At 41.2% G+C, this 23751-nt stretch carries 24 protein-coding genes; 3 read left to right on the top strand and 21 right to left on the bottom strand.

Features of this window, described 5'->3' with window-relative positions; translation table 11 throughout:
- Positions 1 to 11: 11 nt before the first annotated feature.
- The 18 genes from flhA to MTN96_RS22625 form a co-directional block, all read right to left on the bottom strand.
- Complete coding sequence (gene flhA / locus MTN96_RS22710) at positions 12 to 2120, bottom strand: flagellar biosynthesis protein FlhA (RefSeq protein ID WP_069438705.1); 2109 nt, start codon at positions 2118 to 2120, stop codon at positions 12 to 14.
- Between the two features lie 71 nt (positions 2121 to 2191).
- Positions 2192 to 3322, bottom strand: coding sequence for a flagellar biosynthesis protein FlhB (gene flhB, locus MTN96_RS22705; protein ID WP_069438706.1), 1131 nt, complete (start codon positions 3320 to 3322; stop codon positions 2192 to 2194).
- Between the two features lie 9 nt (positions 3323 to 3331).
- Positions 3332 to 4111, bottom strand: coding sequence for a flagellar biosynthetic protein FliR (gene fliR / locus MTN96_RS22700; RefSeq protein ID WP_036981751.1), 780 nt, complete (start codon positions 4109 to 4111; stop codon positions 3332 to 3334).
- Positions 4112 to 4113: 2 nt separating this feature from the next.
- Positions 4114 to 4383, bottom strand: coding sequence for a flagellar biosynthetic protein FliQ (locus MTN96_RS22695; protein WP_010387922.1), 270 nt, complete (start codon positions 4381 to 4383; stop codon positions 4114 to 4116).
- A gap of 41 nt (positions 4384 to 4424) precedes the next feature.
- Positions 4425 to 5165: a flagellar type III secretion system pore protein FliP gene (gene fliP, locus MTN96_RS22690; RefSeq protein ID WP_013465552.1), complete on the bottom strand. Its 741-nt coding sequence runs from the start codon at positions 5163 to 5165 to the stop codon at positions 4425 to 4427.
- 4 nt (positions 5166 to 5169) lie between these two features.
- A complete protein-coding gene (gene fliO / locus MTN96_RS22685) occupies positions 5170 to 5553 on the bottom strand; it encodes a flagellar biosynthetic protein FliO (RefSeq protein ID WP_024602027.1) in 384 nt (127 codons plus the stop codon).
- Positions 5550 to 5948 carry a flagellar motor switch protein FliN gene (fliN, locus tag MTN96_RS22680; RefSeq protein WP_069438707.1) on the bottom strand — a complete coding sequence of 133 codons (399 nt, stop codon included), beginning with the start codon at positions 5946 to 5948 and terminating at the stop codon, positions 5550 to 5552. Before fliN ends, fliO begins: the two co-directional genes overlap by 4 nt.
- Before the next feature lie 20 nt (positions 5949 to 5968).
- Positions 5969 to 7060, bottom strand: a complete 1092-nt coding sequence (gene fliM / locus MTN96_RS22675) for a flagellar motor switch protein FliM (protein WP_036981747.1) — start codon at positions 7058 to 7060, stop codon at positions 5969 to 5971.
- A gap of 9 nt (positions 7061 to 7069) precedes the next feature.
- Positions 7070 to 7597 carry a flagellar basal body-associated protein FliL gene (gene fliL, locus MTN96_RS22670; RefSeq protein WP_248532820.1) on the bottom strand — a complete coding sequence of 176 codons (528 nt, stop codon included), beginning with the start codon at positions 7595 to 7597 and terminating at the stop codon, positions 7070 to 7072.
- 57 nt (positions 7598 to 7654) lie between these two features.
- On the bottom strand, positions 7655 to 9466 hold the full coding sequence (locus MTN96_RS22665) for a flagellar hook-length control protein FliK (protein WP_248532819.1): 1812 nt from the start codon (positions 9464 to 9466) through the stop codon (positions 7655 to 7657).
- Between the two features lie 87 nt (positions 9467 to 9553).
- Positions 9554 to 10000 carry a flagellar export protein FliJ gene (gene fliJ / locus MTN96_RS22660; RefSeq protein ID WP_248532818.1) on the bottom strand — a complete coding sequence of 149 codons (447 nt, stop codon included), beginning with the start codon at positions 9998 to 10000 and terminating at the stop codon, positions 9554 to 9556.
- A complete protein-coding gene (fliI, locus tag MTN96_RS22655; protein WP_248532817.1) occupies positions 10000 to 11334 on the bottom strand; it encodes a flagellar protein export ATPase FliI in 1335 nt (444 codons plus the stop codon). Before fliI ends, fliJ begins: the two co-directional genes overlap by 1 nt.
- 17 nt (positions 11335 to 11351) lie before the next feature.
- A complete protein-coding gene (gene fliH / locus MTN96_RS22650; RefSeq protein WP_036981737.1) occupies positions 11352 to 12155 on the bottom strand; it encodes a flagellar assembly protein FliH in 804 nt (267 codons plus the stop codon).
- A gap of 3 nt (positions 12156 to 12158) precedes the next feature.
- Positions 12159 to 13199 carry a flagellar motor switch protein FliG gene (gene fliG, locus MTN96_RS22645; RefSeq protein WP_036981734.1) on the bottom strand — a complete coding sequence of 347 codons (1041 nt, stop codon included), beginning with the start codon at positions 13197 to 13199 and terminating at the stop codon, positions 12159 to 12161.
- Positions 13192 to 14907 carry a flagellar basal-body MS-ring/collar protein FliF gene (gene fliF / locus MTN96_RS22640; RefSeq protein ID WP_069438712.1) on the bottom strand — a complete coding sequence of 572 codons (1716 nt, stop codon included), beginning with the start codon at positions 14905 to 14907 and terminating at the stop codon, positions 13192 to 13194. The genes fliG and fliF overlap by 8 nt, the downstream gene beginning before the upstream one ends.
- A 20-nt stretch (positions 14908 to 14927) precedes the next feature.
- Complete coding sequence (gene fliE / locus MTN96_RS22635; RefSeq protein ID WP_016899229.1) at positions 14928 to 15260, bottom strand: flagellar hook-basal body complex protein FliE; 333 nt, start codon at positions 15258 to 15260, stop codon at positions 14928 to 14930.
- A 157-nt stretch (positions 15261 to 15417) separates the two neighbouring features.
- Positions 15418 to 16842, bottom strand: coding sequence for a sigma-54 dependent transcriptional regulator (locus MTN96_RS22630; RefSeq protein WP_036981728.1), 1425 nt, complete (start codon positions 16840 to 16842; stop codon positions 15418 to 15420).
- Positions 16839 to 17951, bottom strand: coding sequence for a PAS domain-containing sensor histidine kinase (locus tag MTN96_RS22625; RefSeq protein WP_248532816.1), 1113 nt, complete (start codon positions 17949 to 17951; stop codon positions 16839 to 16841). The genes MTN96_RS22630 and MTN96_RS22625 overlap by 4 nt, the downstream gene beginning before the upstream one ends.
- A 129-nt stretch (positions 17952 to 18080) precedes the next feature.
- Between MTN96_RS22625 and MTN96_RS22620 the strand changes: the two genes are divergently transcribed.
- Complete coding sequence (locus MTN96_RS22620) at positions 18081 to 18683, top strand: DNA-3-methyladenine glycosylase I (protein WP_248532815.1); 603 nt, start codon at positions 18081 to 18083, stop codon at positions 18681 to 18683.
- A gap of 297 nt (positions 18684 to 18980) precedes the next feature.
- Here the strand turns inward: MTN96_RS22620 and MTN96_RS22615 are convergent, their stop codons facing one another.
- Complete coding sequence (locus tag MTN96_RS22615) at positions 18981 to 20417, bottom strand: sigma-54-dependent Fis family transcriptional regulator (RefSeq protein ID WP_248532814.1); 1437 nt, start codon at positions 20415 to 20417, stop codon at positions 18981 to 18983.
- Positions 20418 to 20790: 373 nt separating this feature from the next.
- On the opposite strand from MTN96_RS22615, the gene fliS reads away from it, so the two are divergent.
- Both fliS and MTN96_RS22605 read left to right on the top strand, forming a co-directional pair.
- Positions 20791 to 21192, top strand: a complete 402-nt coding sequence (gene fliS, locus MTN96_RS22610; protein ID WP_248532813.1) for a flagellar export chaperone FliS — start codon at positions 20791 to 20793, stop codon at positions 21190 to 21192.
- 6 nt (positions 21193 to 21198) lie between these two features.
- Positions 21199 to 21498 carry a hypothetical protein gene (locus MTN96_RS22605; protein WP_036981719.1) on the top strand — a complete coding sequence of 100 codons (300 nt, stop codon included), beginning with the start codon at positions 21199 to 21201 and terminating at the stop codon, positions 21496 to 21498.
- Positions 21499 to 21758: 260 nt separating this feature from the next.
- On the opposite strand, the gene fliD is transcribed toward MTN96_RS22605, so the two are convergent.
- Together fliD and MTN96_RS22595 are read right to left on the bottom strand one after the other, a co-directional pair.
- Positions 21759 to 23171, bottom strand: coding sequence for a flagellar filament capping protein FliD (fliD, locus tag MTN96_RS22600; protein ID WP_248532812.1), 1413 nt, complete (start codon positions 23169 to 23171; stop codon positions 21759 to 21761).
- Between the two features lie 80 nt (positions 23172 to 23251).
- Positions 23252 to 23686 (bottom strand): flagellar protein FlaG, encoded by a 435-nt coding sequence (locus tag MTN96_RS22595; protein WP_248532811.1) that lies wholly within the window; start codon positions 23684 to 23686, stop codon positions 23252 to 23254.
- Between the last annotated feature and the right edge of the window lie 65 nt (positions 23687 to 23751).

Raw genomic sequence — 23751 nt, 5'->3', positions numbered from 1 at the left:
CCTTTAAAATCTTATTGTTGGCCTACAGAGCTGACAATCTTGATCTGTCTTTCATCTGGTATCTCTTGATAAGACATCACCCGCAATCCTGGAATGGTGTATTTAACAAATCGAGATAACACAGTGCGTAACATTCCTGACGTTAGCAATATTGAAGGTTCACCGGCCATTTCTTGATTTTGATGCGCTTCATTCAATGATGTTTGAAGTCTATCAGCAAGCCCTGGTTCTATTCCGGCACCTTCATCACCTGCATTTTGAAGTGACTGATGCAACATCTGTTCCAACTCAGGCGCCAAGGTTATGACAGGGATTTCAGAAGACATACCAACAGCATCTTGAACGATTAATCTACGCAACGATATTCTCACTGCAGCCGTTAATACATCAGGGTCTTGGCTACGAGGGCCATACTCAACAAGGGTTTGAACAATTGAGCGCATATCTCGTATTGCTACCCCTTCATTTAATAAATTTTGTAGTACTTTAACGATGGTGGTTAGTGGTAATACCTCAGGTACTAGCCCTTCAACTAAGCGAGGGTGACTTTTACCTAACATATCTAATAAGTTTTGTACTTCTTCATGTCCGAGTAATAATGCGGCGCTATTAGTGAGTAACTGACTAATATGAGTGGCCACAACGGTTGCTGAATCAACTACGGTGTAACCTAAAGACTGTGCTTCATCTTTTTGATCAGGTTTTATCCAAACTGCATCTAAACCAAACGCAGGATCTTTAGTTTCAATGCCTTTGAGCGGGCCAAATACTTGGCCAGGGTTAATTGCTAGTTCATCGCCGTGTTTAAGCTCCCCCTCACCACTTGATACACCCATCATGGTGATGCGGTATGCATTTGGGTCGAGTTCAAGGTTGTCGCGAATATGTACAGGCGGCACTAAAAAGCCCAGCTCTTGAGATAGTTTTTTACGCACTCCTTTAATACGGTTTAACAGCTCGCCACCTTGTGATTGGTCAACTAAAGGAATTAATCGATAACCGACTTCTAGACCAATAACATCAACTTGTTGAACATCATCCCAACCTAGTTCTTTTTGCTCTTGTTTAGCCGCAATTCCGGTACCTGAGGCCGCATTTTCGGCTTCTTCCGCTTCTGCTGCGGCTAATTTCAGTTTGTTTTGCTGGGTGTAGTATGCAAGGTAACCTAAAAGCGCCCCTAAACTTAAAAATGCAATATGCGGCATACCCGGGACTAAACCCATAGTGATGAGGATACCAGAGGCAATAAATAATGACTTTTCGTTACCTAATTGCTTCTTAAACTGATCGCCCATATTGTGCGATTCATTTTGACGGGTTACAACAATCGCAGTACCAATTGAAAGTAGTAATGAAGGTAATTGCGCTACCAAGCCATCACCAATGGTTAATAGTGTGTACACTTCCATAGCACGTGAAAAACTTAAATCATGCTGGATCATGCCAACAAATAAACCACCTACAATATTGATCACTAAAATGACTATGCCAGCAATAGCATCGCCTTTTACAAATTTACTGGCACCATCCATAGAACCATAAAAGTCAGCTTCACGGGTTACTTCATCACGACGCTCTCTGGCTTGCTCCGCACTAATAAAGCCAGCATTCATATCTGCATCTATGGCCATTTGCTTACCTGGCATAGCATCTAGAGTAAAACGCGCTGATACTTCTGAAATACGTCCTGCACCTTTGGTAATTACCACAAAGTTAATGATGATCAGAATTAAAAACACCACTAAACCCACGGCGTAGTTACCACCAATCACCACCGAGCCAAATGCTTCAATGACTTTACCAGCAGCATCACCACCGTTATGACCCTCAAGTAGTACCACCCGAGTACTGGCTACATTAAGTGCTAAGCGCATTATGGTTGCAATTAACAGCACCGCTGGGAACATCCCAAACTCAAGCGGTTTCATGGTGTATACAGTGACCAGTAATACAACTAACGCAAGCGCGATATTAAACGAAAATAATATATCAAGCAGAAATGGAGGCAGGGGTAAAATAACCATGCCCAGCGCAGCCAACACCAAAAGCGGTGTACCAACGCCTTTTGCATATTCTTTTTTATCTTTATTAAATTGTTGTAATACCGCTTTAAATTCCATAACTCTACAATTTCAAAAAATTGACACTACGCTGAAATTGCAATAACTATTCCAAGTTAGTTGGTTAGCAGTTAATACTTAAATTCATCGGGGATAGGCAGCTTTTTATTAAGGGCAACAGGGCGTTTTCCACGGCCTTTTTTAAACCGTTTAAGCTGAAACACATAAGCAAGTACTTGAGCAACTGCAGTAAAGAGCTGATCGGGGATTTGATCCCCTACTTCAGCAGTATGATAAAGCGCTCGGGTTAAAGTTGGAGACTCAACAATAGGCACTTCATTACCCAATGCAATTTTACGAATTTGCATGGCGAGCTCATCCACACCTTTGGCTAATACAATAGGCGCGCCTGCTCGCTCTGTATCGTATTTTAAAGCTACGGAATAGTGAGTAGGGTTGGTAACAATAACATCGGCGTCTGGCACATCCTGCATCATTCTCTTTTGCGACATTTGACGTTGGGTTTGCCTGATACGCGCTTTGATTTGCGGATCACCCTCAGAGTTTTTATATTCGTCTTTTACCTCTTGCATAGTCATTTTAAGCTGTTTGTTATGACTATAACTTTGAAATGGGGCGTCAATAGCAGCAATAATAATTAAGGTACAAGACATGCCTAAAAACATCCACGCTAAAATTTCCAAAGCATGAACAATATTGCCAGGCGCACTTTCTATACTTAAATGTAAGATTTCATCAAAATATACATTAATTAAAAAAATAGCGAAGGTTGCCACTAGGCCAAACTTTAATAATGACTTAAGTAGCTCAATAGCCGCTTGCGGGCCAAACATCCGAGTAAAACCTTTCATTGGCGACATTTTACTGGCTTTGGGCGCTGCTGCTTGCCAACTAAAATTAAAGCCGCCAAGCATGGTATTACCGATAAATGCAGCCAATACAATAATGAGTACAAACATCGACATAGGAAATAACAGTACGTCGGCCACCTCTCCCCATACGGCAAACATTTTGGTGGTGTCGTAGGTTTCATTGCGGTTAAGACTCAGCATTCTTCCCATAATGCGGTACAAGCCTTTGCCAATTTCAGGCCCATACATTAATAAGGAAATAGCAGAAAAAATAAGTACAAACATGGTACCTAACTCTTTAGAACGCGCTATTTGGCCTTTCTTTTTAGCATCATCAACTTTTTTTGGGGTGGGTTCTTCGGTTTTTTCTTGTCCGGAATCTTCAGCCATTACGCTCTCCTAAGGGGAACAACCAACTAGAGTACACATCAGCTCAACCATTTTTAGCCATTGGAACTCAAACTGAGTGACAAAGTTACCAAGCGTTGCCCAAATAATAACGAGCCCTGCCACTAAGGTAAACGGAAAGCCTATAGAGAAGATATTTAACTGTGGGGCAGCACGGGTCATGATGCCAAATGACATATTAATTACAAGCATGGCGGTTAATGGTGCTAATGACAGCACTAATGCAGTGGTAAACATCCAACCACCCCATGTCACTATGTCCCAATAATGATCAACCGCCCACCAATTACCATCAATTGGCAGTACCTGAAAACTATGTACCACCATTTGAATCATCATTAAGTGGCCATTAAATACAAAAAATAACAAGGTAGCTAAAATGAGGTAGAACTGCCCTACAGCAGGCACACTCATTCCATTTGAGGGGTCAACAACTGACGCAAAACCTAAACCGGTTTGCATAGCAAGGATTTGCCCGGCTAACACAAATGTATTGAGCAGTAGTGTGGATGCAAAACCAATCGCAACGCCAATCAGCATTTGTTGTAGGACCACTAAAACCATTTCAAAAGAAAATAAATTAGTAAATGTAGCAGCAGGAAGAACAGGAACAACTAAGAAGGTGACCACTACAGCCAAGCCCATTTTTATTCGAGCAGGTACGTTTTTTGCGCCAATACCCGCCATGATCATGATCATAGAGCTGATGCGCACTAAGGGCAGTAAAAAATCACTTAACCATTGAATGACAACGGAAAATGGAAATTCCATTGTTAACCTGCAATTTCGGGGATAAGCAGCACTAAGCGATTAAAAAAGTCCATTAGCTCTTGAGTAAACCAATGTCCTCCCACAATCAGGGCACTGATGGTGATTAATAAACGCGGTAAAAAACTCAGTGTTTGTTCGTTAATTGAGGTTGCTGCCTGAAACACAGCCACAACCAACCCAATAATTAAGCCAGGTACCACAATGGCAGACACCAGCTTAATCACTAAAAATAGGGCTCCACTTAAAATATCAACAAATACTTCAGGTTCCATGGACGACTCCTAGTGTAGTTGGTTAAATGAAGAGTGCACAACTACGTGCCCAAGCCAAAGCTTTTAGCGAGTGTACCCATCACCAAGCTCCACCCATCAACCAATACAAACAACATAATCTTAAACGGTAGCGACACAATCATGGGCGATAACATCATCATACCCATGGCCATCAATACCGATGCAACCACCAAATCGACAATCAAAAAGGGAATAAAAAACATAAAACCAATAATAAAAGCAGTTTGTAGCTCACTGGTCACAAACGCAGGAATAAGCACAACCATTGGCGTTGCTTCAGGCGAGTCAAGCTGATCGTAACCTGCTATTTTAGCAAAGGTTTCTAAATCTTTTATACGTACCTGTGAGAGCATAAACGCTTTCATTGGCTCTTTGGCTAAATCAAGTGCTTCAAGTGACGTTACTTGTTCACTTAAATACGGTTCGATAGCGCGCTCATTTATTTGCTCATAAATTGGCGCCATAATAAAAATACTTAAAAACAGCGACATACCTAGTAATACTTGGTTCGAAGGCGTTTGCTGCAAACCAATGGCTTGGCGCAAAATAGCTAAAACAACAATAATTCGAGTGAAAGAGGTCATCATGATAATAGCGGCTGGAATAAAGCTCATAGCCGTCATGATCGCCAACACTTGTAGCGTCACTGAGTAGTCTTGGGTGCCATCGGCATTAGTGGTGATCGTCAGCGCGTCAATCCCCTCGGCATTGACCCCTGGGACGAACACCATGGCAAATAGGAAAAGCAGCCATTTAGTCATAATATTAGTTCTTTTTATTTTGATTAAGTTGCGGATTCAACATTTTGCCAAACCGCTTCGCTAATTCTGGTAACTCTTTTTCTGTTAGGGGTGTTTCTAACTTGTGTAGATAATTAATACTGTGTGGAGTAACCCCTAATAGGTGCTGTGCATTATCTATTTCAACCACCATTAAGCGCTCACGTGATCCCAACGGAAGACTGCGGATCACTTTAAACTCATCGTTATTGGTTAAATTTGGATTGAGCTTTTTTACAAAAAAAGCCAACACTAAAATTAACACCACAACCATACCCAAAGATAACACCATGGATACGATATCTGTGGTCGGTGTTGCAGCATCGGTTGCTGCAAACACCGAATTGCTTAAACTAGCTAGTGCTATCATCGCAACTTTTTGATCCGTTCAACCTGGCTAATTACATCCGTTAAACGAATACCGAACTTATCGTTCACCACAACCACTTCGCCATGCGCAATCAAAGTACCATTAACTAAAACGTCAAGCGGTTCTCCGGCAACCCTGTCAAGCTCAACGACCGAACCTTGGTTAAGTTGTAATAAATTACGAATATTAATTTTAGAACGCCCTACTTCCATAGAAATAGTAACGGGAATATCTAAAATAGTATCGAGTTTACGTTTTTCTTCACCGCTGAGTTCATGCTTTGAATCATCAAGCTCATCAAGCTCGGTTACTTTGACCTCAGAACTATCGTCAGCGCCTTCAGCTTCAGCAAGTGCTGCGGCCCATTCGTCCATTGTATCTTGATCATCGCTCATACTTTTAACCTTTTAATCAATTACCAGTCTAAGTCTACACCGTTTGAAAGGTGTAAATCATCTTCTAGTTCTGCTAATTCTGCATCTGAATCAATTTTTTTGCCGCCTTTGGTAAAGACATGCAGCTCAGATTTAACTGAATCAGGGCGTTTAATTTTTTCACTAATTTGTAGCGCAACGTTATCGCGTGAACGACCCATTTTAGCTCTAAATGTAGGGAGTTCTTCCACAAATACGGTAATATGCTCAGGCATTTCAACTGGAATTATATCCCCAGCTTTGAGCTCCATTATTTGTCTTAAGCTTAAATCAACTTCAAGTAGCTGGGTCGATAAATCGACTTCTACATCCATTATTTCGTCACGAAGCGCCTTACTCCAACGTAAATCGGTATCTTCAGTATCAGACTGAACACCCGCATCCAATAGCTCTCTGATAGGTTCGAGCATTGAATACGGCAGCGCAATATGGAAGTCACCACCACCGCCGTCAAGCTCAATATGAAAAGAGCTGATAACCACTACTTCGGTTGGGCTAACAATATTAGCCATCGCAGGGTTTACCTCAGAATCGAGGTACTCGAACGACACATCCATCACCGGTGCCCATGCTTCTTTGTAATCTTCAAAGATTATTTTCAGCAGCATTTGTACGATTCGGCGTTCTGTTGGGGTAAATTCACGTCCTTCAATTTTGGCATGATAACGGCCATCGCCACCAAAGAAGTTGTCTACCAGTATAAATACTAAGCGTGCTTCCATGGTAATAAGGCCGGTGCCTTTTAATGGGCGAAAACGCACCATATTCAAACTCGTTGGTACAAACAAGGTATGTATGTACTCACCGAACTTGATCATTTGCACGCCGTTAATTGACACCTCAGCGGTGCGGCGCATCATGTTAAATAAGCTAATTCGCATATGACGGGCAAATCGCTCGTTAACAATTTCAAGTGTCGGCATGCGACCACGCACAATGCGATCTTGCGAAGAAAAGTCGTACTGTAGTGTACTTCCCTCACCATCTTCACCGTCGTGTATATCTTCCTCTTCGACTTCATCGACACCATGTAATAGCGCATCAATTTCGTCTTGGGATAATAAATCGCTCACACTGGCCCCTTATTGCATCACAAAGCTGGTAAATAGTACCCGCTCAATTACTTTGTTGCCTTCAACATTCATCATAGCGGCCTGTACTTTATCAAGTGCAGTAAAACGCAGTGTTTCTTTGCCTACACTGGTGCTAAGTTCATCAGCCGTTGTCATGGAAAATACACTCAGGAGTGTGCCTTCAATCAGTGGAATGTGTTTTTTAGCCGTTTCTTCATTATCATCGCCGCGCACTAATAATTGCACTTTAATCTGTACAATTCTATCGCGACTAGCCCCTGGCACATTAAAAATAAACGGTCTAGGCATAGCAACATATAAAGCACTGCCAATCGTTGCCGAAGAACTTGTTGGCGCAGCAGCTACCTCACCATTGGCAGCATCACCTGCAAGGGTTTCTACTAGCCCATCACCACCTGATAACAAAAAGTACCCTGCCACAGCGCCAACAATAAGTAATACAGCGGCAATAATTATTATGAGTTTGCTTTTACTTTTACTTACTTCTTCTATTTCTAAATTAGTATCTTCAGCCATTGTATTTCCTTTATTTGCAAAGGTATTTGCTTGTTTTAACTATTATAATAGCAGGACTTAGGCATAGTAATCTATTGATGATGACGTTTGTTGTCCAGAACGCTGTATTTGCTTATCTGGTTGCTCACTATTTGTCTCATCTGTAGAGCGATTATTGGCCATTTGCCCTTGTGCATCACCTTCTTGTTGCTGTGCTTGTTCACCTGAAGAATCACCGTAAGAAATACTGCTTTCACCTAGTTCTAAACCTTGCTGCATCAGCATTTCTCTAAGCCTAGGTAACGACTGCTCCAGCGCTTCTTTGGCTTGCTGGTTTTGCACTACAAAGTTGATTTGTGCTTGCTCAGCATCACTTCTAATACGAATTTGCATGCTGCCCATTTCTGGCGGATCTAGGCGAATTTCAGCTTCTTTATTATTAATACTTAACATTGAGCTAACCCGCTCTTGTAGTATTTTTGCCGCATCACTTTTAATAATGTTTAATGCCTGTAACGTGGCAGGATCAATGCTTACTTGTTTCGCTTGTGCTGTACTTTGTAACTGTCGTGCTTGCAAGCTTTGCGCTTCAATAATAGCTTGTTCGTACCCTAAAGTATCGTATTTAGCGAGACTATTAAGCGACTGTTTGTCAAATATATTAATGATCTGAGAGAAAATTTGTGCTGCACGCGGTGGCATTTGCTCAGCATTAGTGCCGCGTATGCTCTCTTTTTGTAATGCGTCTAACTGTTTGGCAAGCTCTTCAGGGTTATCAACTACCGATTTTGAACTCTCTAATTTTAGCTCAGGTTTTACATTGGCTGATTCAGTACCAGCCTGTGCTTTTGGCGTTATTGCTCCCGCCAAAGCATTATTTGAAAATAGTGGCTTATCTTTGGCACTAAACAAGCTATCCGCGTTAATCGCGGTTTCTAAATCACTGATTACTCCTTTTAGCGAGGTAAGTTCTTTCGTTGATAAAGATTCATTTTTAACGTAACCCTGCAACTGATTGAGTAAGGCCTGTTTTTCTGGGGTAGTTAGCGTACTTATTTGTGCATTAATGATCTGCTGAGGTGTTTGCGGCTTCTCACTTTCACTCACATACTTACTGAGTAATAGCTTTAAATCCGCTAGGTTATCTTTATTAATTGGCTTGCTCATCGCATTAAGCTCAGTAGCTAATTCACCTTGCTGAGCAGGTGTTAAATTTGCCAGTAATTTATCTGCTTTAATGGCATTATCATCTTTTGATAACAGCGCCAAAAAGGAAGCATCTAGCGATGCTTTAATGTTCATAGTCTCGGTCGGCTTATCCGATGGTTTAGCAGCCGCGAGTTCATTTGTAACAGCCTCATACTGTCCGGTTGGGGCAGCTGTAGCTAAAGGTTTCGTGTCAAGCTGTGAAGACTCAGCTGCAGTTTTGCTTGCTGATTCAGAACCTACAGTCTTTTGTGACTGCACAATGGCCGTATCATCAACAATTTCATCACTTGGTAAATTAATAACAATAGGTGCCAGCTTATCTTCAGGCTTAGCGTTTATTTTAACAGCGTCTTTGTCTATTAACTGCGCACCGCCATGGGGGTTATTTTTTACTGAGGTATCGATGACTTGTGCCGCATTAATTTGCGCCAGCATATCTTCACCGCTCAAAGGTTTTTCTTCGCTACTTTGCTCTTTTAGATCGGATTGTTCATCTGCTGATTGTTTGTTTGGCGCTTTAGCTTGCGTACTGTGTACTTCAGAAGCTTGGTTCGCAAGAGCTAATTGATCAAAAAAGCCAGCATCATTACTGCTGTCTAGCTTTGTTTTATCACTGTCTTTTTTAACTAAGTATGAGTCTTGCTCAGATACCGCTAACATTGAAATATCATTTATCGCCATAAATCACCTAATAAAAGCGGCAACAGCCCACCGCACAATCCTAAAAATCATTGCTCTTGTAGAATCTAAGCAATTAGCATGCCTACCTTATAGTGCTTTATGCCTTTGATAAAACTGATTAGAGGAAAATTCATCGAGCATTTTTTGCTCACTTTTAGCGGCCAACATATCCGCTTTTATCTGTTGTTTTTCAATTAACTTAGCAACCGCTTTCGCTTTTACTTGTTGCTTTAACCACAAGGTTTTACGCTGGCTAACCACCTGCTTTGCAGTGTTAACAGTGCTTGCTTGTTGACGTATCGCTTCTTCAATCTTAGCAATGAATGCATGATACTGACTAAATCCGGCACTTGATAAACCCGATTGCCCCTTAATATGAAGTTGCTGCGTGTATTCTAGTCGAAAGTCATTTAAGCCCTGCAGCTTTTGCTGATTTAATTGCAAGTTTTGATTAGCTTGCAAGTAGCTCATGCGTAACGTTTCTTCTTTTTCGTTTTCAAGCCTAAGCAACAAATGCAGTTTATTTTTTGCCATTATGCTTGTCCTAATAATTGCGCTAGCCCTTGAAGGCCATCATCATAGCTAATCACATCACGCATCCCTTGTTGTAAAAATGCGTTCACTTTTGGCATCATGTTTATTGCCTGATCGAGCATTTGATCACTGCCTTTTTGATAAGCGCCCAAGGTAATCATGTCTTTGTTTTGTTGATACATTGAATACACTTGCTTAAGCACCCGAGCTTGTTGCATGTGCGACTCAGACACCACTTGAGGCATAACTCGAGAAATCGATTTTTCTATGTCAATGGCAGGATAATGGCCACTGTCGGCTAAATCACGCGATAAAACAATATGCCCGTCAAGTATGGCACGTGCAGCATCAGCAATCGGGTCTTGCATGTCATCGCCTTCACTCAGTACGGTAAAAAAGGCAGTAATAGAACCTTGCCCTTCCCCGCCGTTACCCGCTCTTTCCACCAGCGCAGGTAATTTAGCAAATACTGAAGGTGGGTAGCCTTTTGTTGCAGGGGGCTCACCCACAGCCAGCGCGATTTCACGCTGTGCCATAGCATAACGCGTCACCGAGTCGAGTAATAACAACACGTTTAAACCTTGATCTCGAAAATACTCTGCAATGGTTACCGCACTTTCGCAGCCTTTTAATCGCATTAATGGTGAGGCATCAGCGGGGGCTGCAACAACAACTGAACGTTTACGCCCTTCAACACCCAGTATTTCTTCAATAAATTCTTTTACTTCTCGACCACGCTCACCGACTAAACCCACCACAATCACATCGGCTTCACTGCCTCGGGTCATCATGCCTAATAATACTGATTTACCCACACCAGAGCCTGCAAATAAACCCATACGCTGACCTTGGCCTACCGTAATTACTGAGTTAATAGCCCGCACCCCCACATCCATAGGTTTACTAATGGGGCGCCGTGCCAGTGGGTTTATTGCATTTTGAGCAAATTTAAGTGTATGTTCTGCGTTAATTTTACCTAAGCCATCTAAAGGTCTGCCTAAGCCGTCTATCACTCGACCAAGTAAGCTCATGCCAACAGGCAAACCTGTGTCATTAACTTGGGGGATAACTCGCGCACCAGGCAGTACGCCTGAAATGTGGTCGTTAGGCATTAAATACAAAGTTTGATCGTTAAAACCAACAATTTCAGCGTCAACAAAGCCGTTCATTGTTTCAATTTTACATTGGCTGCCTACCGGAGCGCGCAAACCTTTGGCTTCCAGTGTTAAACCAACCACACGGGTTAAAACGCCCGCAACCGCAGGCGTTGGAATTTTAATATGCCGTTGGTATTGAGATAAGCGTTCGCTTAATGAAGTATCGCTCACAGACATGACACGCCAATAAAAAGTTAGATACCACTGTTATGCAAAAAGCTATCCAATGTTTCTTTGATACGGGTTTTCAAGGTCATATCTAAAGATGATAACGTTGTTTTAACTTCACAACCGCCCCGCTCTAGAGTGGGTTCTGCAATTAGTTGCCAATGATTATCTTCAATAGCTTGCTCACCATAACTGGTTTTTATTAGCGTTAAGTCATCTGGATGAAGATGAATTTTAACTTTCTGTTGTTCTGCATTGAGTGCATCAATACTTTTTTTCAAAGTATGTAAAATAATATCAGGTGATGTTTTTACTTCTTGATAAATAATCGCTTCACTGAGCATAGTGGCTAGCTGTACCAGCTGTCTTTCTGCTTGCTCGTCCACTTTTTTAAGCGGGTCGCTTAAACTATCTAGTAAGCCACGCAGGCTGCTCAACTGCTCATCAATTAATGGTTTAACGTCTTCTTGGCCTTGTGTTTTACCCAGCTCTACACCTTCTTTGTAACCCGCCTCTTTACCCTCGGTTACGCCTTTGTCAAAGCCATCTATATAGCCTTGTTCGTGCCCTTGTTTAAGGCCTTCTTCGTAGGCATCTTGGCGAATACGCTCCAGCTCTACCATAGTTAATGAAGGCAGCTCTGGTTCTTCCGGTTCTTCTACTTGTTCTTTTGCTATTTCTTTACGGTATAGCTCGGCTAAGGGTGTGCCATAAGCCGTAGAACGATTGCGAAAGCTACGCTCATCGGGAGAAACATCAGGAATTGGCCAATTTTTTAATAACTCATCAGCTTCATCTGCATGTAATGGGCGACCTTTAGAGTGACTCATAGATTATAAGAACTCCTCACCACCGCCACCACCAAGCATAATTTCACCTGAATCAGAAAGGCGACGTGCTGTTGATAAAATTTCTTTTTGCGCTGCTTCTACTTCACTAATGCGCACAGGAGCCATAGCTTCTAAATCATCAGCGAGCATTTCAGCGGCACGTTTTGACATGTTACCCAAAATTTTCTCTTTAAGGGCATCGTCGGTCCCTTTAATGGCTTTCATTAATACATCTTGCGGCACTTCACGCAGGATTGCTTGAATGCCTCTGTTGTCTACATCCATTAAGTTTTCGAAGACAAACATTAAATCTTGAATTTGTTGCGACATTTCTTCGTCATGCTCACGGATAGAATCCATTAACTGCCCTTCAACATTGGTATCGAGGTAGTTCATAATATCTGCAGCCGCTTTTAAGCCCCCCATCTTCGCAGCTTGTGCGCCTGCTTGACCAGCAAATTGTTTTTCCATAATTTCGTTTAATTCTTGTAAAGCTGCTGGTTGTACTTCTTCTAAATTGGCAATACGCATGGTTAAATCTAGGCGCACTTTTTCAGTAAATTGCGCTAAAATTTCAGCTGATTGTTCAGGCTCTAAATAAGAAAGCACAATTGTTTGAATTTGCGGGTGCTCATTACGAATAATGTTAGCTACCTGCTTTGAGTCCATCCATTTCAATGAATCAAGACCTTTAGCGCCTGAGCCCATAACAATTTGGTCTATTAAGCTGGCGGCTTTATCTTCACCTAATGCAGCAGTAAGTGCTTTTTTGATAAAATCTTCAGACTGAAAACCTATCGTACTAAAGCTCTGAATTTGTTCAATAAATAAATTATGAACTGCGCTAATTTTAGCTTGCGACAAATCATCGATTGCCGCCATAGCCATACCTACCTTTTGCACTTGTTTTGGCTCTAAGTGCTTTAGGATTTGCGCTGCATCTTCTTCAGATAAGCTCAGCAATAATATCGCCGCTTTATCTACACCATCGAGCTTATCAACATCAAACGCCGCTGGTAGTTGTTTTTGTTCTTGATCAGTCATCTTCTGTTAACCACGCTTTCACTACTTGTGATGATAGTTCTGGTTCATTGGCTACAAGCGCACGAACCGCTTTGAGTAAGTCTTCGTCGCCATGTAGGTCTGGTAAGCGTAGTGTACCATCGCTAGAGAAGCCAACAGAAGCAGAATCAAAGTCATTATTTAGCATATCTAATGTGCTGTCACCAAGGTCAACACCTGAACTAAGAGAGTCTTCATCGTATTCTTCAAGTGTATTATCTGGGTAAATTAAGCGTTTAAGCATAGGTTTAACAACAGCTAATATCAGTACAATAATAACCAGCGCACCTAACACTAAGCGCAACATTTTCATAAACCAGTCTTGTTCCCATAAAGGCAATTCAAAATCAAGCGCTGAGTCTTCACGAACAAATGGTACGGTTACTACTTCAAGAGCATCACCCCGTTGCATATCAAAGCCTACGCCACCTTGTAACAAGCGACGAATATTTGACAAAGCTTCTACCGAGCGTGGCGTCATAGTTGTTTCACCATTTTCACCCACCGTAGGCAGGTAATCAACCGCTACAGACACACTGATTCTGCGGATCACACCGGTTTGCTGACGCTTATGTGAAATAGTGGTATCGAGCTCATAGTTACGAGTGGCTTCTTTGTGAGTTCTACTCGGTGAGGTTGCAGTGCCTGCACCGCCCGCCATCGCATCTTCAGGAATAGTTGAGTTAACTGGTGGCTGATTAGTCAGCGCGCCTGGAATACCAACCGCTAGGCCACCAATATTATTTTCTTCAAAGGTTGTTTCACTTCTTACCGCAGGTAAGTCTGGGTTGTAACGTTTTTGTGTTTCTTCTACCGCACTAAAGTCCATACTTAAATCTACTTGTGCGGTGTAATTACCTAATCCAACCACGGGGATCAAAATACTGTCGATTTTTTCTAGGTATTCTTGCTCACGTTTACGTTCAATATCGTATTCTTTACGTGAGCGTGCAGCTAAAGAGGTTTGCGAGCCTGAATTTAATAAACGACCATTTTGATCGGTCACAGTAACGCGCGAAGGCTCAAGCCCTTGTACTGCTGAAGCTATCATATCAACAACCGAGTCAACTTCTTCGCCATCTAGAGAGCGACCGCGTTTAAGAGTAAGTACAACAGTCGCAGAGGGTTTTTTCTCTCTACGGGCAAATACATTTTCTTTGGGAATCGCTAACAATACTTTGGCGCGAGTAACATTATTTAGCTCTTCTATAGTACGGGCAAGTTGTTGCTCACGGCCATGTTTAAGGCGCTCACGTTCTAAACGTTGGCTTACCCCAAACCCCATGTCTTGCATAATAATGTCGCTACCTGATGTAGGCCCTTGATCTAAACCTTCACGGGTCATCAATAACTTGATATTTTGATATTCAGTTTCATCCACCGAGACCACATTGCCATCAAGTTGGTAGTCAATTTTTTGTGCATCTAAAAAGTCGAGTGTTTCTATTAACTCTTCAGTTTGCATTTTACCTAAAGGGCGCATATCTGGCTGACGAGCCCAAATAATAACGAAAATAGCAATGGCTAAACAAATAGCTAATGCAACAATCAGGGTAATTTGACGTAAAACATCAACACCGCCAAGGGCACTGAAATAGCCTGATTTTTGCTCTTGTTGATCTTCGTTTTCACTTTGCTCCATCATGCCATCAGCAAGTGCCAGATCTGTAGATTGATTAGATTGCGCCACTATAATTCTCCACTACCTAGTTAAACAGGCATATTCATAATTTCTTTATAAGATTCAACAAGCTTATTACGAACCTGTACCGTAGCTTCAAATGCCACAGAAGACTTTTGCGAAGCAATCATAGCCTCGGCAAGTGATACGCTTCTGTCGCCATTCTCTACCGCTTTTACTTTTTGCCCTGTGTCTTGCTGAAGTTCATGCACTGTATTAAGGGCATTACTCAACATGTCACCAAACTGTGCTGTAGAGGTTGATTGCACTTGCGTTGGCAAGTTATTAACTTGATTACTACGTGTGGCCTCTGCAGCCATTGATTGCATTTCTTGAAATAAAGCACTGTTTTGAATTTTCATAATTGTCTCTGATAATGCAGTAAACTCTTAAAGAGAATAAAGCACAAAACATGCCAAAAATTAAAACCAATTAAAACAATGCTTTAAGTAAAATAATTAAGCAGTCAGAGTTTTGACAGCCCTAAATTCAAGTGATTGAACTTAGGGCTTATGGGGGTTATGCTGGGAGGGAAATACCTAAATCGCGCATTTGTGCTAATTTGTAACGCAAAGTACGTGGGCTAATACCTAAGGTTTCGGCTACTTCTTTACGCTTTCCTTGACAGCGTGCCAAGGTTTCTAAAATTATGCGATGTTCTTTATCTTTAAGCTCATCTTTGTAACTGCCGGTATCGACGGCTAACAAATCATTTTTTTGCTCATCTACAGGCGCTGCTTTTTCATCATAATAAGCGTTACTGAGACTACTTTTTACAGGCTCAATGTCAGCTTTAGTTTCTGCTACAAAATGCGTTGGGGCTAGATTTTCGATAAAAATAGCATGTTCATCAATACTATTTCCACTGCGTAAAATTAATGCGCGTTGAATAACGTTATCTAGTTCGCGTACGTTACCGGGCCAGCTATGGCTAAGCAGTTTTTGCTCTGCACTGCTATCTAAATACGCCATTGGCTCTTTGCTTTTACTTAAGTGACGTTCAATCAAATGTTTAGCCAGCACAATAATGTCCCCTGGGCGCTCACACAGTGGTCGCCATAGCAATGGGAAAACATTGAGTCGATAGTATAAATCTTCGCGGAACTGGTTATCAGCAACCGCTTCTTTTAACTCTCGGTTACTTGTGGCAAGCACACGTACATCCAGTGCAATGGTTTTACGACCACCTAAACGCTCAACTTCACGCTCTTGCAATACCCGCAGTAATTTGGCTTGTAAGCCTAAATCCATCTCGGTAATTTCATCAAGTAAAATAGTACCGCCCTGTGCTTGTTCAAACTTACCAGGACAAGCTTGTATAGCACCGGTAAACGCGCCTTTCTCATAACCAAATAAAGTGGCTTCGAGCATATTTTCAGGAATAGCAGCACAGTTAATCGCAACAAACGGTTCATTACAGCGTTTTGATTTGTCATGAATATAACGCGCCAGTACTTCTTTACCAGAGCCACTTGGCCCAAGCACCATCACACTGGCATCTGATCGAGCAACTTTATTAGCAAGTTCGAGTAATTGAATACTACTAGGGTCGGCGACAATGGGCCCGTCTGTTTCTTTTTCTTTTTCTGGTAAGTAACGACTCACCATATTCAATAGCACTTCTGGTGCAAATGGCTTAGCCATATAATCAATCGCGCCTAAACGCATAGCCTCTACAGCATCATCAATAGTGGCATAGGCCGTCATCATTAGTACGGGTAAATCAGGGTAATTTAATTTAATACTACGTAATAAATCTAGGCCGCTCATTGCGCCCATTTGTACATCACTGACCACCAATGAAAATACTTCTTTTTTTAGTAGCAACATGGCTTGCTCAGCACTATTGGCGGCCATACAGGCTATACCTGACATTTCAAGCGTATCAATTAATGCTTCACGAAGTCCGGCGTCATCTTCTACAACTAAAATAGTGTTACTCATTGTAACTCCCCTAATTTAGATGTGACACTAATAGGTAGCAACATACTAAAAATTGCTCCCCCTTGTGGGTTGTTGTTTGCTTCAACACGTCCCTGATGTGCACTGGCCACTGAACTTACAACGGCAAGTCCTAAACCAGTACCTTGGCTTTTAGTGGTATAAAAGGGTTCAAATATTTTTTCACTTTGAGCTAAATCAAGCCCAGGGCCGTTATCACTAACACTAATGCGGACATAATCAGGGTCTTGCGTATCACGCAAAGCACTAAGATGTACTTGTGCACCACTGCCAATGACTTGAATACTATTATGAATTAGGTTTTGAATTGCGCTTGCTAATGCTGTTTTGTTACCCATAATTTCAATATCGAGTTCAGGTAAGCTCACATTTAATTCGCTATCATTGAGCGCTACCATAGCATCGGCACCGGCTTTAACCTCACTGAGTAGCTGTTGCATCGACACTTGCTCAACAACTTGCTGATCACCACTTTTAGCAAATAACAGCATGTCGTTTACTTGGGTTTCTAAATCTTTTAAACGTGACATTAATTTAGTATGAAAACTGCCGCGAGACGCTTCGGGTAAGCGTTTTGAGCCTAAATTTGCGGCATACAACATAGCCGCTGATAACGGTGTGCGTACTTGATGAGCTAAAGACGCCACCATTTTACCTAAGGCACTTAAACGCTGCATATGCGCGACTCGCTTTTGTAAGCGTCGAGTTTCGGTTAAATCGGTCATTAGTATAAGTTGCCCAGGCTCAGGCGCAAGTGCAGTAATATCGAGCTTTATTAAGCGTCCATCTTTTAACGACACTTCATGACCATCATCTTGATGAGGACGAAATGAGCGCTGAATAACGCTAAACCACTTCTCACCTTCTAATGGCTCGCCGAGCATATCGATAGCTATTTGGTTTGCCTTAGCGATCATTCCTTTACCATCGAGTACAATCACGCCCGCAGGCATGGTATCAACTAGATGAGAGAGCCAACTTGCTTGTTGACGCAAATCACTCAACTCACCAACATACTCCTCTTGCAGTAAACATGGGTTATACTGATTAGCAGAAATAAACTGAGGTTTTAGCACACTTGCAAGGGCCATAATCAACTCTCTAAAATAATGTAGATACACTGGCTAATGCACAATATGTACCAAAATTATTTCCTCATAATATCAACAATTTAAACAATTAAAATACGTGCCGTAAAAATGACGCGCTAAGGAATAAGTATGAAAGAAGAAGCTCAGTATCGCTGTCCATGGTTAGATACTTCAAAACCAGACTACGTGGATTACCATGACCATGAATGGGGCGTACCTGTGTATGACGATCACCTACTTTTTGAGTGTTTAACCTTAGAATCGGCACAAGCAGGGTTAAGTTGGTACACCATATTAAAAAAGCGCGCTAATTATAAAAACGCCTTTGCAAACTTTGATGTAAATAAAGTAGCGGCCTTTACTGAGCAGGACCTAGAAACATTAATGCAAAATGAGGGAATTGTTCGCAACCGCTTAAAAATAGCCGCAGCAATTAATAATGCAAAGTGCTTTATTGATATTCAAAAAGAGTTTGGCAGCTTTAGTGATTACCAGTGGCGGTTTGTTGGCAATAAACCTCAGGTAAACGATTTAGAGACGATTGCGGATTACCCTGCAGTTACTGAAGCATCAACGTTATTTGCAAAAGATTTAAAAAAGCGCGGTTTTAAGTTTTTAGGCCCAACCACAGTGTATGCCTACATGCAGGCGTGCGGTATGGTTAACGATCATAGTAATGATTGTTTTAGGAAGGAAGAAGTTAAAAAGTTAGGGTTAAAGGTTAAAGGTTAAAGGTTAAAGGTTAAAGGTTAAAGGTTAAAGGTTAAAGGTTAAAGGTTAAAGGTTAAAAGTTAAAGGTTAAAAGTTAAAGGTTAAAAGTTAAAGGTTAAAAGTTAAGCAAACAGCATAACTTTAGGCTTTTTAGTTGACCCTTTAATTATTATATTTACCAAAAAACAATAAGTTGGCACCCAACACCGACGCGAGGTTAACCCGCTGACAAGTATAGCGCTGAGTTTGCATTAAACGCGGTGTTTATTTTTTCCAACCTAACACCTTACACCTAGTACCTAATATCGGCACTTGCTCTTAATCCCTAGACAAGTTATATTTTTTCATTTTTTCGACCAGAGTGGTTCGCCTTACACCAAGTACTTCAGCAGCGCGGGCGACAACGTAATCAAAGCGCTCTAATGCCTGTGTGATTAAGTTAATTTCAAGCTCAGCTAAGTACTCTTTAAGCTCAATACCTTCATCGGGCAATAAACCAGGTGCGGCTTGAACAAAATCATCTTCGAGATCTATTTCATCTTCGCTAAATCCGCCACTAAAAATATCATTAAAGGCATCACGCTCCATCAGCTCTTCTGGGTACTGTGGCTCATAGGCTTCAACTTCAATGTAGCGGTATTTATTGGGTAAATCAGGAACATCCACCACCTTATCTGGAAACATAATAACCATGCGTTCAACAAGGTTCGCCAGCTCACGAATATTACCCGGCCAAGCATGTTCTTTTAAACTATCAATAGCACGCTCTGTAAACTTAGCCGTAACCCCGTTTTGTTCATTTACACGGCGCATAAGCTCTTTAAGTAGTAATGGTATGTCTTCTGCGCGTTGAGCAAGAGATGGGCTCTCAATAGGAAAAACATTTAAGCGATAGTATAAATCTTCTCTAAATGAGCCTTTTTCTATCATGCTTTCAAGGTCACGGTGGGTTGCAGCAATCACACGCACATCAGCTTGGATCGCTTTGGTACCACCAACGCGCTCATAGCTACGCTCTTGGAGCACTCGCAGTAACTTAACCTGCATTTGCAGTGGCATATCCCCTATTTCATCTAAAAATAGCGTGCCACCTTGCGCTAACTCAAAACGGCCTTTTCGTGCTGAAATAGCCCCAGTAAACGCGCCTTTTTCATGACCAAATAGTTCACTTTCTAATAGCTCAGCAGGAATAGCCCCACAGTTTACTGGTACAAATGGGCCTTTATTACGTTTAGAAAGCAAATGTACGTTACGGGCGACCACTTCTTTACCTGTGCCCGACTCACCTAAAATAAGTACGTTGGCATCGGTTTTAGCAACCTGCGTAATTAAAAAGCGTAAATCCTTCACGGCTTTGGTTTCACCTACAAGGCCATCAAAGGTACTTTTTTCTTTATTGTGTTGATGCTCATGAGGGAGCATACGCTGATATTGCTGACAATCATGTAGTAACTGAGTAGTAACTTCATGAGTAAATGGCTCACAAATTAGTCCAACAACATTAGCCAAACTCAACAAAGGTTTAAGCGTTTCACCAATGAGTAAAAAAGGAAATGTTGGGTATCGTTTAATTAAACTTTCATGATCTAAAGACTGCAAAGCACCTAACACCACAATACATTCTTTGTTTTGATAGTGGCTACATGCCTGTTCAAAGTCAGCTTCAGTTTGCAATTGTACCGCTTCACCAATAAAAGTAAGGGATGCATATAATCCAATAGAGCGATTGTTATTATTATCTAAAATTAAGATCATCTTTAGCGAGCCATTTATTTCACTAATTTGTTTTATTAATCAAATTGTAAGCCAGTTGGATTTGGATGCAAGTAATAGCGGCGATTTTTTGACATTAACGCCAAAAAACAGACACTTTAATTAAAGCAACAATACTTAAGGATTAACCATTAAGTATTAAGGTTGTAAAGGCCCCCTACATTCGCATAATAAGTTAATCGCAAAGCTTAATACTTAAATTAGAGATGTAAAGTCACTTTATAATAAAAATATTCACTAATAGTTACTTAAGTTGCTGTCTTAAATGCCGATAAGTAAGTATATATAAATGCTTGGCATTATAATTGCTGGCATTGTATTAATATTTTTAGTTATCAAAATTTAGGATCTTCTCATGGCACATGCATCAATTAAAAAATACGGTCAAGTTCGTGCAAGCAGTATTAGCGAAATGACACCTTACGAACAAATAAACCTAATTTTTAGTAACATTATCGGGCGCTTAGCTGCAACCAAAGGGTTTATTGAACGCAAAGAAATCGAAAAAAAAGGCGAAAACATTTCAGCCTGTATTTTACTTTTTGGCGCATTACAAGACGCACTTAATTTTGACGTTGGGCAAGGCTCAGAAATTTCAGACAACTTATTAGCGCTATACGACTATTGCCAGCGTACACTAACTAAAGCTAACTTAAATAACGATACAGCAGCAATTATGGAAGTTTCTAGCATAGTGAAAGAAATAAAAGAAGGGTGGGATAATATTCCTGCTAGCGAACGCTCTCCTGCAGTTTAATTTATTATGCCTTTAATAACTGACCAACAGCCAGCAGAGCAAATTAAACAATTGCTCTGCGAGCTTGAAACACTGGTAAATAACAACGATGCTGACGCAGCAGCTTTACAACTTGAAGCGTTAAATACGTGTTTAAAAAGCTGGTGCGAAAGCAATGAGCAGCCAAGTAGTGACGAACTTATAGCAACACAAGCGCATATTAATGCTATTTTAACTCAAGCTAATATCCATAAAGACGACTCGTTTAAAGCCTTGTTAAAGCATAAAAAATCAGACAAAGCGATCAGCGCTTACAAAAGCACTTAAAAAGACAGTTAGCATAATAAAAAGTAAATTAAACGAGGGTGTTGCCCATTGCTCTTCTCTAAAGCGCAGCGCCCTCTTAACCTCTTTGTGAGTAAATCACTTAAAGCCTTTTTGCACTGTTTTAATCTGTTTAACGCAAAAAGTGCGGTATTGTTGTGATTAAATAAAACCGCACTTATAAAACTAAAAACTGCCTTTTCGCAAGCTCAGTATTTGCCTTAGCCTAAAGCCCAGTATATTCCCTAAAGCCTAGCCCTTAACTAATTAGACTTTCTAACTACGCCTGGCATGTTATCTAGCTGAGCTTGAATGTAACTACTCGTTGAGTTTAAGTTTGCTACTAATAAATCCATGCTGTTGTACTGCGCATAAAGGCGCGACTCTAACGACTCCATTTTTCGTGCAAAAGAAATTCGCTCATCACCAATATCACGGAGTTGGTCTTCTCTACTATTTATGCGATTTTGGATCAAGCCACCAGACTTGGTGTAAAAGCTCATTAAATCATCAAACGATTGGGCAAAACCGCCTTCGTCTTTATTTTCGCCAATAAAAAACTGCTGCACTAAATCAATATCATTTTTTACTTGCTCATCTAAGCGTTCGTTATCTAGGCTTAATTTACCATAGCGGTCGGCTTCAACACCTAACTGCGACAACGATAAAGAGTTACCACCGCCTAAGTCAACACTGTTAGTAATTTCTTGCCTTAATTTTGACATAACACCGCGCAGCAGTGAATCACCCGCCATTACGCCAGCGCCATCTTCGCCTGATTTACCTAACTTATTACTTAAATCTAATAATTCATTGTAGCTTTCGATAAAAGTATTTAAGCCTGCTTTTATATTGTCATTATTTTCTTCAACAGTTAACTTACTTAGGTCGTCGTCAATACCTTGTGCTTTTTTAGCGGTAATAGTCACGCCATCAATCACGTTTTTAAATTCGTTAGTGCTACTAGTTACCGTTACTGTGCCGTCAATAGTTATTGACGCATCAACAGCGGCAACTACTTCGCTCACATTTTTTATTCCTGCAGGTGCAGGGTCAAACGCTAAACGCGAAAGGCCTAAGTTGTCGGTGTTGTTAGCATCGTCATCGGCCACTGCAATTTTAATTTGGTTTTCTACACCACTGGTTTGAGCCGAAAACACTAAGCGCTGGCCTGTGTCATCGGTAATTATAGTGGCGTTAATGCTTTTGTTATCTTTACTGTTGTTTATTGCATCGCGCACTTCGCTTAGCGTTGCAGTGTCTGATACTGCAATATCAAAACTATTATCGCCCGAGCTTAACGTCATAGTGCCAGCACCAACAGGGTTGGTGGCATCAAACGCACTCGACATTATTTTATGCTCAGTCGCTAAATTATTTACTTTTACCGAGTAGCCACCTGGTTGGGCGTCTTTATCTGAGCTAAGCGATATAAAATCATCATCCCCCGATGTAGTACGCTTTTGATAGTTATCAACGTCGCCTAGCCCACTCATCGATTCTTGCACTTTTTCAAGCGCAGCTTTTAATGCCCCAGCAGCCGATATATCGGTGGTCAAGTTATTTTCTTTTTTATTTAAACGTGATTCAAAAGGCGCCTTTTCGGCATTAACCAATGCACCCACAATTTCAGATACTTGTAAGCCTGAACCTAAGCCAGTAAACGAAATAGCCATGTTTATACCCCTTTACACTATTAAATAAAAAACAAAAAACTTAAAAAACGCAGCTACTATTTAGTTATATACTTATATAGCTATGCTGTTTGGTCAATTAATAAACCCGCAGTTTCAGACAGCTTAGACACTAAACTTAACACTTCTTCCGAAGGGTATTGTTTAATTACATCGCCAGTGGCTTTATCAAGCACTTTAATTACATCGCGGCCTGAATCTTCATCAACCTGAAACTGTAAACTACGATTCATTTCCCCTAAAAAACCCTGCAATTGCTGCGCCACTTTCTCTAGTTGCTCACGCTCAATTGCCGGTGCTGTAGTATTGGTTTCGTTGTTATTACCTTGCTCAATTGTACGCGCTAAATTCTGCTGCGCTTGTATTGTTGCGGGTGTTACATTCTTGACCGCCAGTGAGGTCAATACCTCAGCGGCTTGCTCCGCTTGCTGCTTATCAACTTGTACAGCATTGCTTGTCGTTAACTGCCCCCCTGCCTGTGAAGTAATCATATTCATAACGCCTCCTGAACCATCTAAAATAGAGTATACACTATTTATTAATTAGCTTAATTTGCGCCTTT

This window comes from Pseudoalteromonas sp. 2CM28B (assembly GCF_023161935.1).
The sequence above is the reverse complement of the archived record's forward strand: the minus strand, read 5'-3'. Positions and strand labels throughout refer to the sequence as shown.

What these genes read in the sequence shown, in the direction of transcription:
- flhA (WP_069438705.1), bottom strand. Translation starts at nt 2,120, where the DNA reads ATGGAATTTAAAGCGGTATTACAACAATTTAATAAAGATAAAAAAGAA.
- flhB (WP_069438706.1), bottom strand. Translation starts at nt 3,322, where the DNA reads ATGGCTGAAGATTCCGGACAAGAAAAAACCGAAGAACCCACCCCAAAA.
- fliR (WP_036981751.1), bottom strand. Translation starts at nt 4,111, where the DNA reads ATGGAATTTCCATTTTCCGTTGTCATTCAATGGTTAAGTGATTTTTTA.
- MTN96_RS22695 (WP_010387922.1), bottom strand. Translation starts at nt 4,383, where the DNA reads ATGGAACCTGAAGTATTTGTTGATATTTTAAGTGGAGCCCTATTTTTA.
- fliP (WP_013465552.1), bottom strand. Translation starts at nt 5,165, where the DNA reads ATGACTAAATGGCTGCTTTTCCTATTTGCCATGGTGTTCGTCCCAGGG.
- fliO (WP_024602027.1), bottom strand. Translation starts at nt 5,553, where the DNA reads ATGATAGCACTAGCTAGTTTAAGCAATTCGGTGTTTGCAGCAACCGAT.
- fliN (WP_069438707.1), bottom strand. Translation starts at nt 5,948, where the DNA reads ATGAGCGATGATCAAGATACAATGGACGAATGGGCCGCAGCACTTGCT.
- fliL (WP_248532820.1), bottom strand. Translation starts at nt 7,597, where the DNA reads ATGGCTGAAGATACTAATTTAGAAATAGAAGAAGTAAGTAAAAGTAAA.
- MTN96_RS22665 (WP_248532819.1), bottom strand. Translation starts at nt 9,466, where the DNA reads ATGGCGATAAATGATATTTCAATGTTAGCGGTATCTGAGCAAGACTCA.
- fliJ (WP_248532818.1), bottom strand. Translation starts at nt 10,000, where the DNA reads ATGGCAAAAAATAAACTGCATTTGTTGCTTAGGCTTGAAAACGAAAAA.
- fliI (WP_248532817.1), bottom strand. Translation starts at nt 11,334, where the DNA reads ATGTCTGTGAGCGATACTTCATTAAGCGAACGCTTATCTCAATACCAA.
- fliH (WP_036981737.1), bottom strand. Translation starts at nt 12,155, where the DNA reads ATGAGTCACTCTAAAGGTCGCCCATTACATGCAGATGAAGCTGATGAG.
- fliG (WP_036981734.1), bottom strand. Translation starts at nt 13,199, where the DNA reads ATGACTGATCAAGAACAAAAACAACTACCAGCGGCGTTTGATGTTGAT.
- fliE (WP_016899229.1), bottom strand. Translation starts at nt 15,260, where the DNA reads ATGAAAATTCAAAACAGTGCTTTATTTCAAGAAATGCAATCAATGGCT.
- MTN96_RS22630 (WP_036981728.1), bottom strand. Translation starts at nt 16,842, where the DNA reads ATGAGTAACACTATTTTAGTTGTAGAAGATGACGCCGGACTTCGTGAA.
- MTN96_RS22625 (WP_248532816.1), bottom strand. Translation starts at nt 17,951, where the DNA reads ATGGCCCTTGCAAGTGTGCTAAAACCTCAGTTTATTTCTGCTAATCAG.
- MTN96_RS22620 (WP_248532815.1), top strand. Translation starts at nt 18,081, where the DNA reads ATGAAAGAAGAAGCTCAGTATCGCTGTCCATGGTTAGATACTTCAAAA.
- MTN96_RS22615 (WP_248532814.1), bottom strand. Translation starts at nt 20,417, where the DNA reads ATGATCTTAATTTTAGATAATAATAACAATCGCTCTATTGGATTATAT.
- fliS (WP_248532813.1), top strand. Translation starts at nt 20,791, where the DNA reads ATGGCACATGCATCAATTAAAAAATACGGTCAAGTTCGTGCAAGCAGT.
- MTN96_RS22605 (WP_036981719.1), top strand. Translation starts at nt 21,199, where the DNA reads ATGCCTTTAATAACTGACCAACAGCCAGCAGAGCAAATTAAACAATTG.
- fliD (WP_248532812.1), bottom strand. Translation starts at nt 23,171, where the DNA reads ATGGCTATTTCGTTTACTGGCTTAGGTTCAGGCTTACAAGTATCTGAA.
- MTN96_RS22595 (WP_248532811.1), bottom strand. Translation starts at nt 23,686, where the DNA reads ATGAATATGATTACTTCACAGGCAGGGGGGCAGTTAACGACAAGCAAT.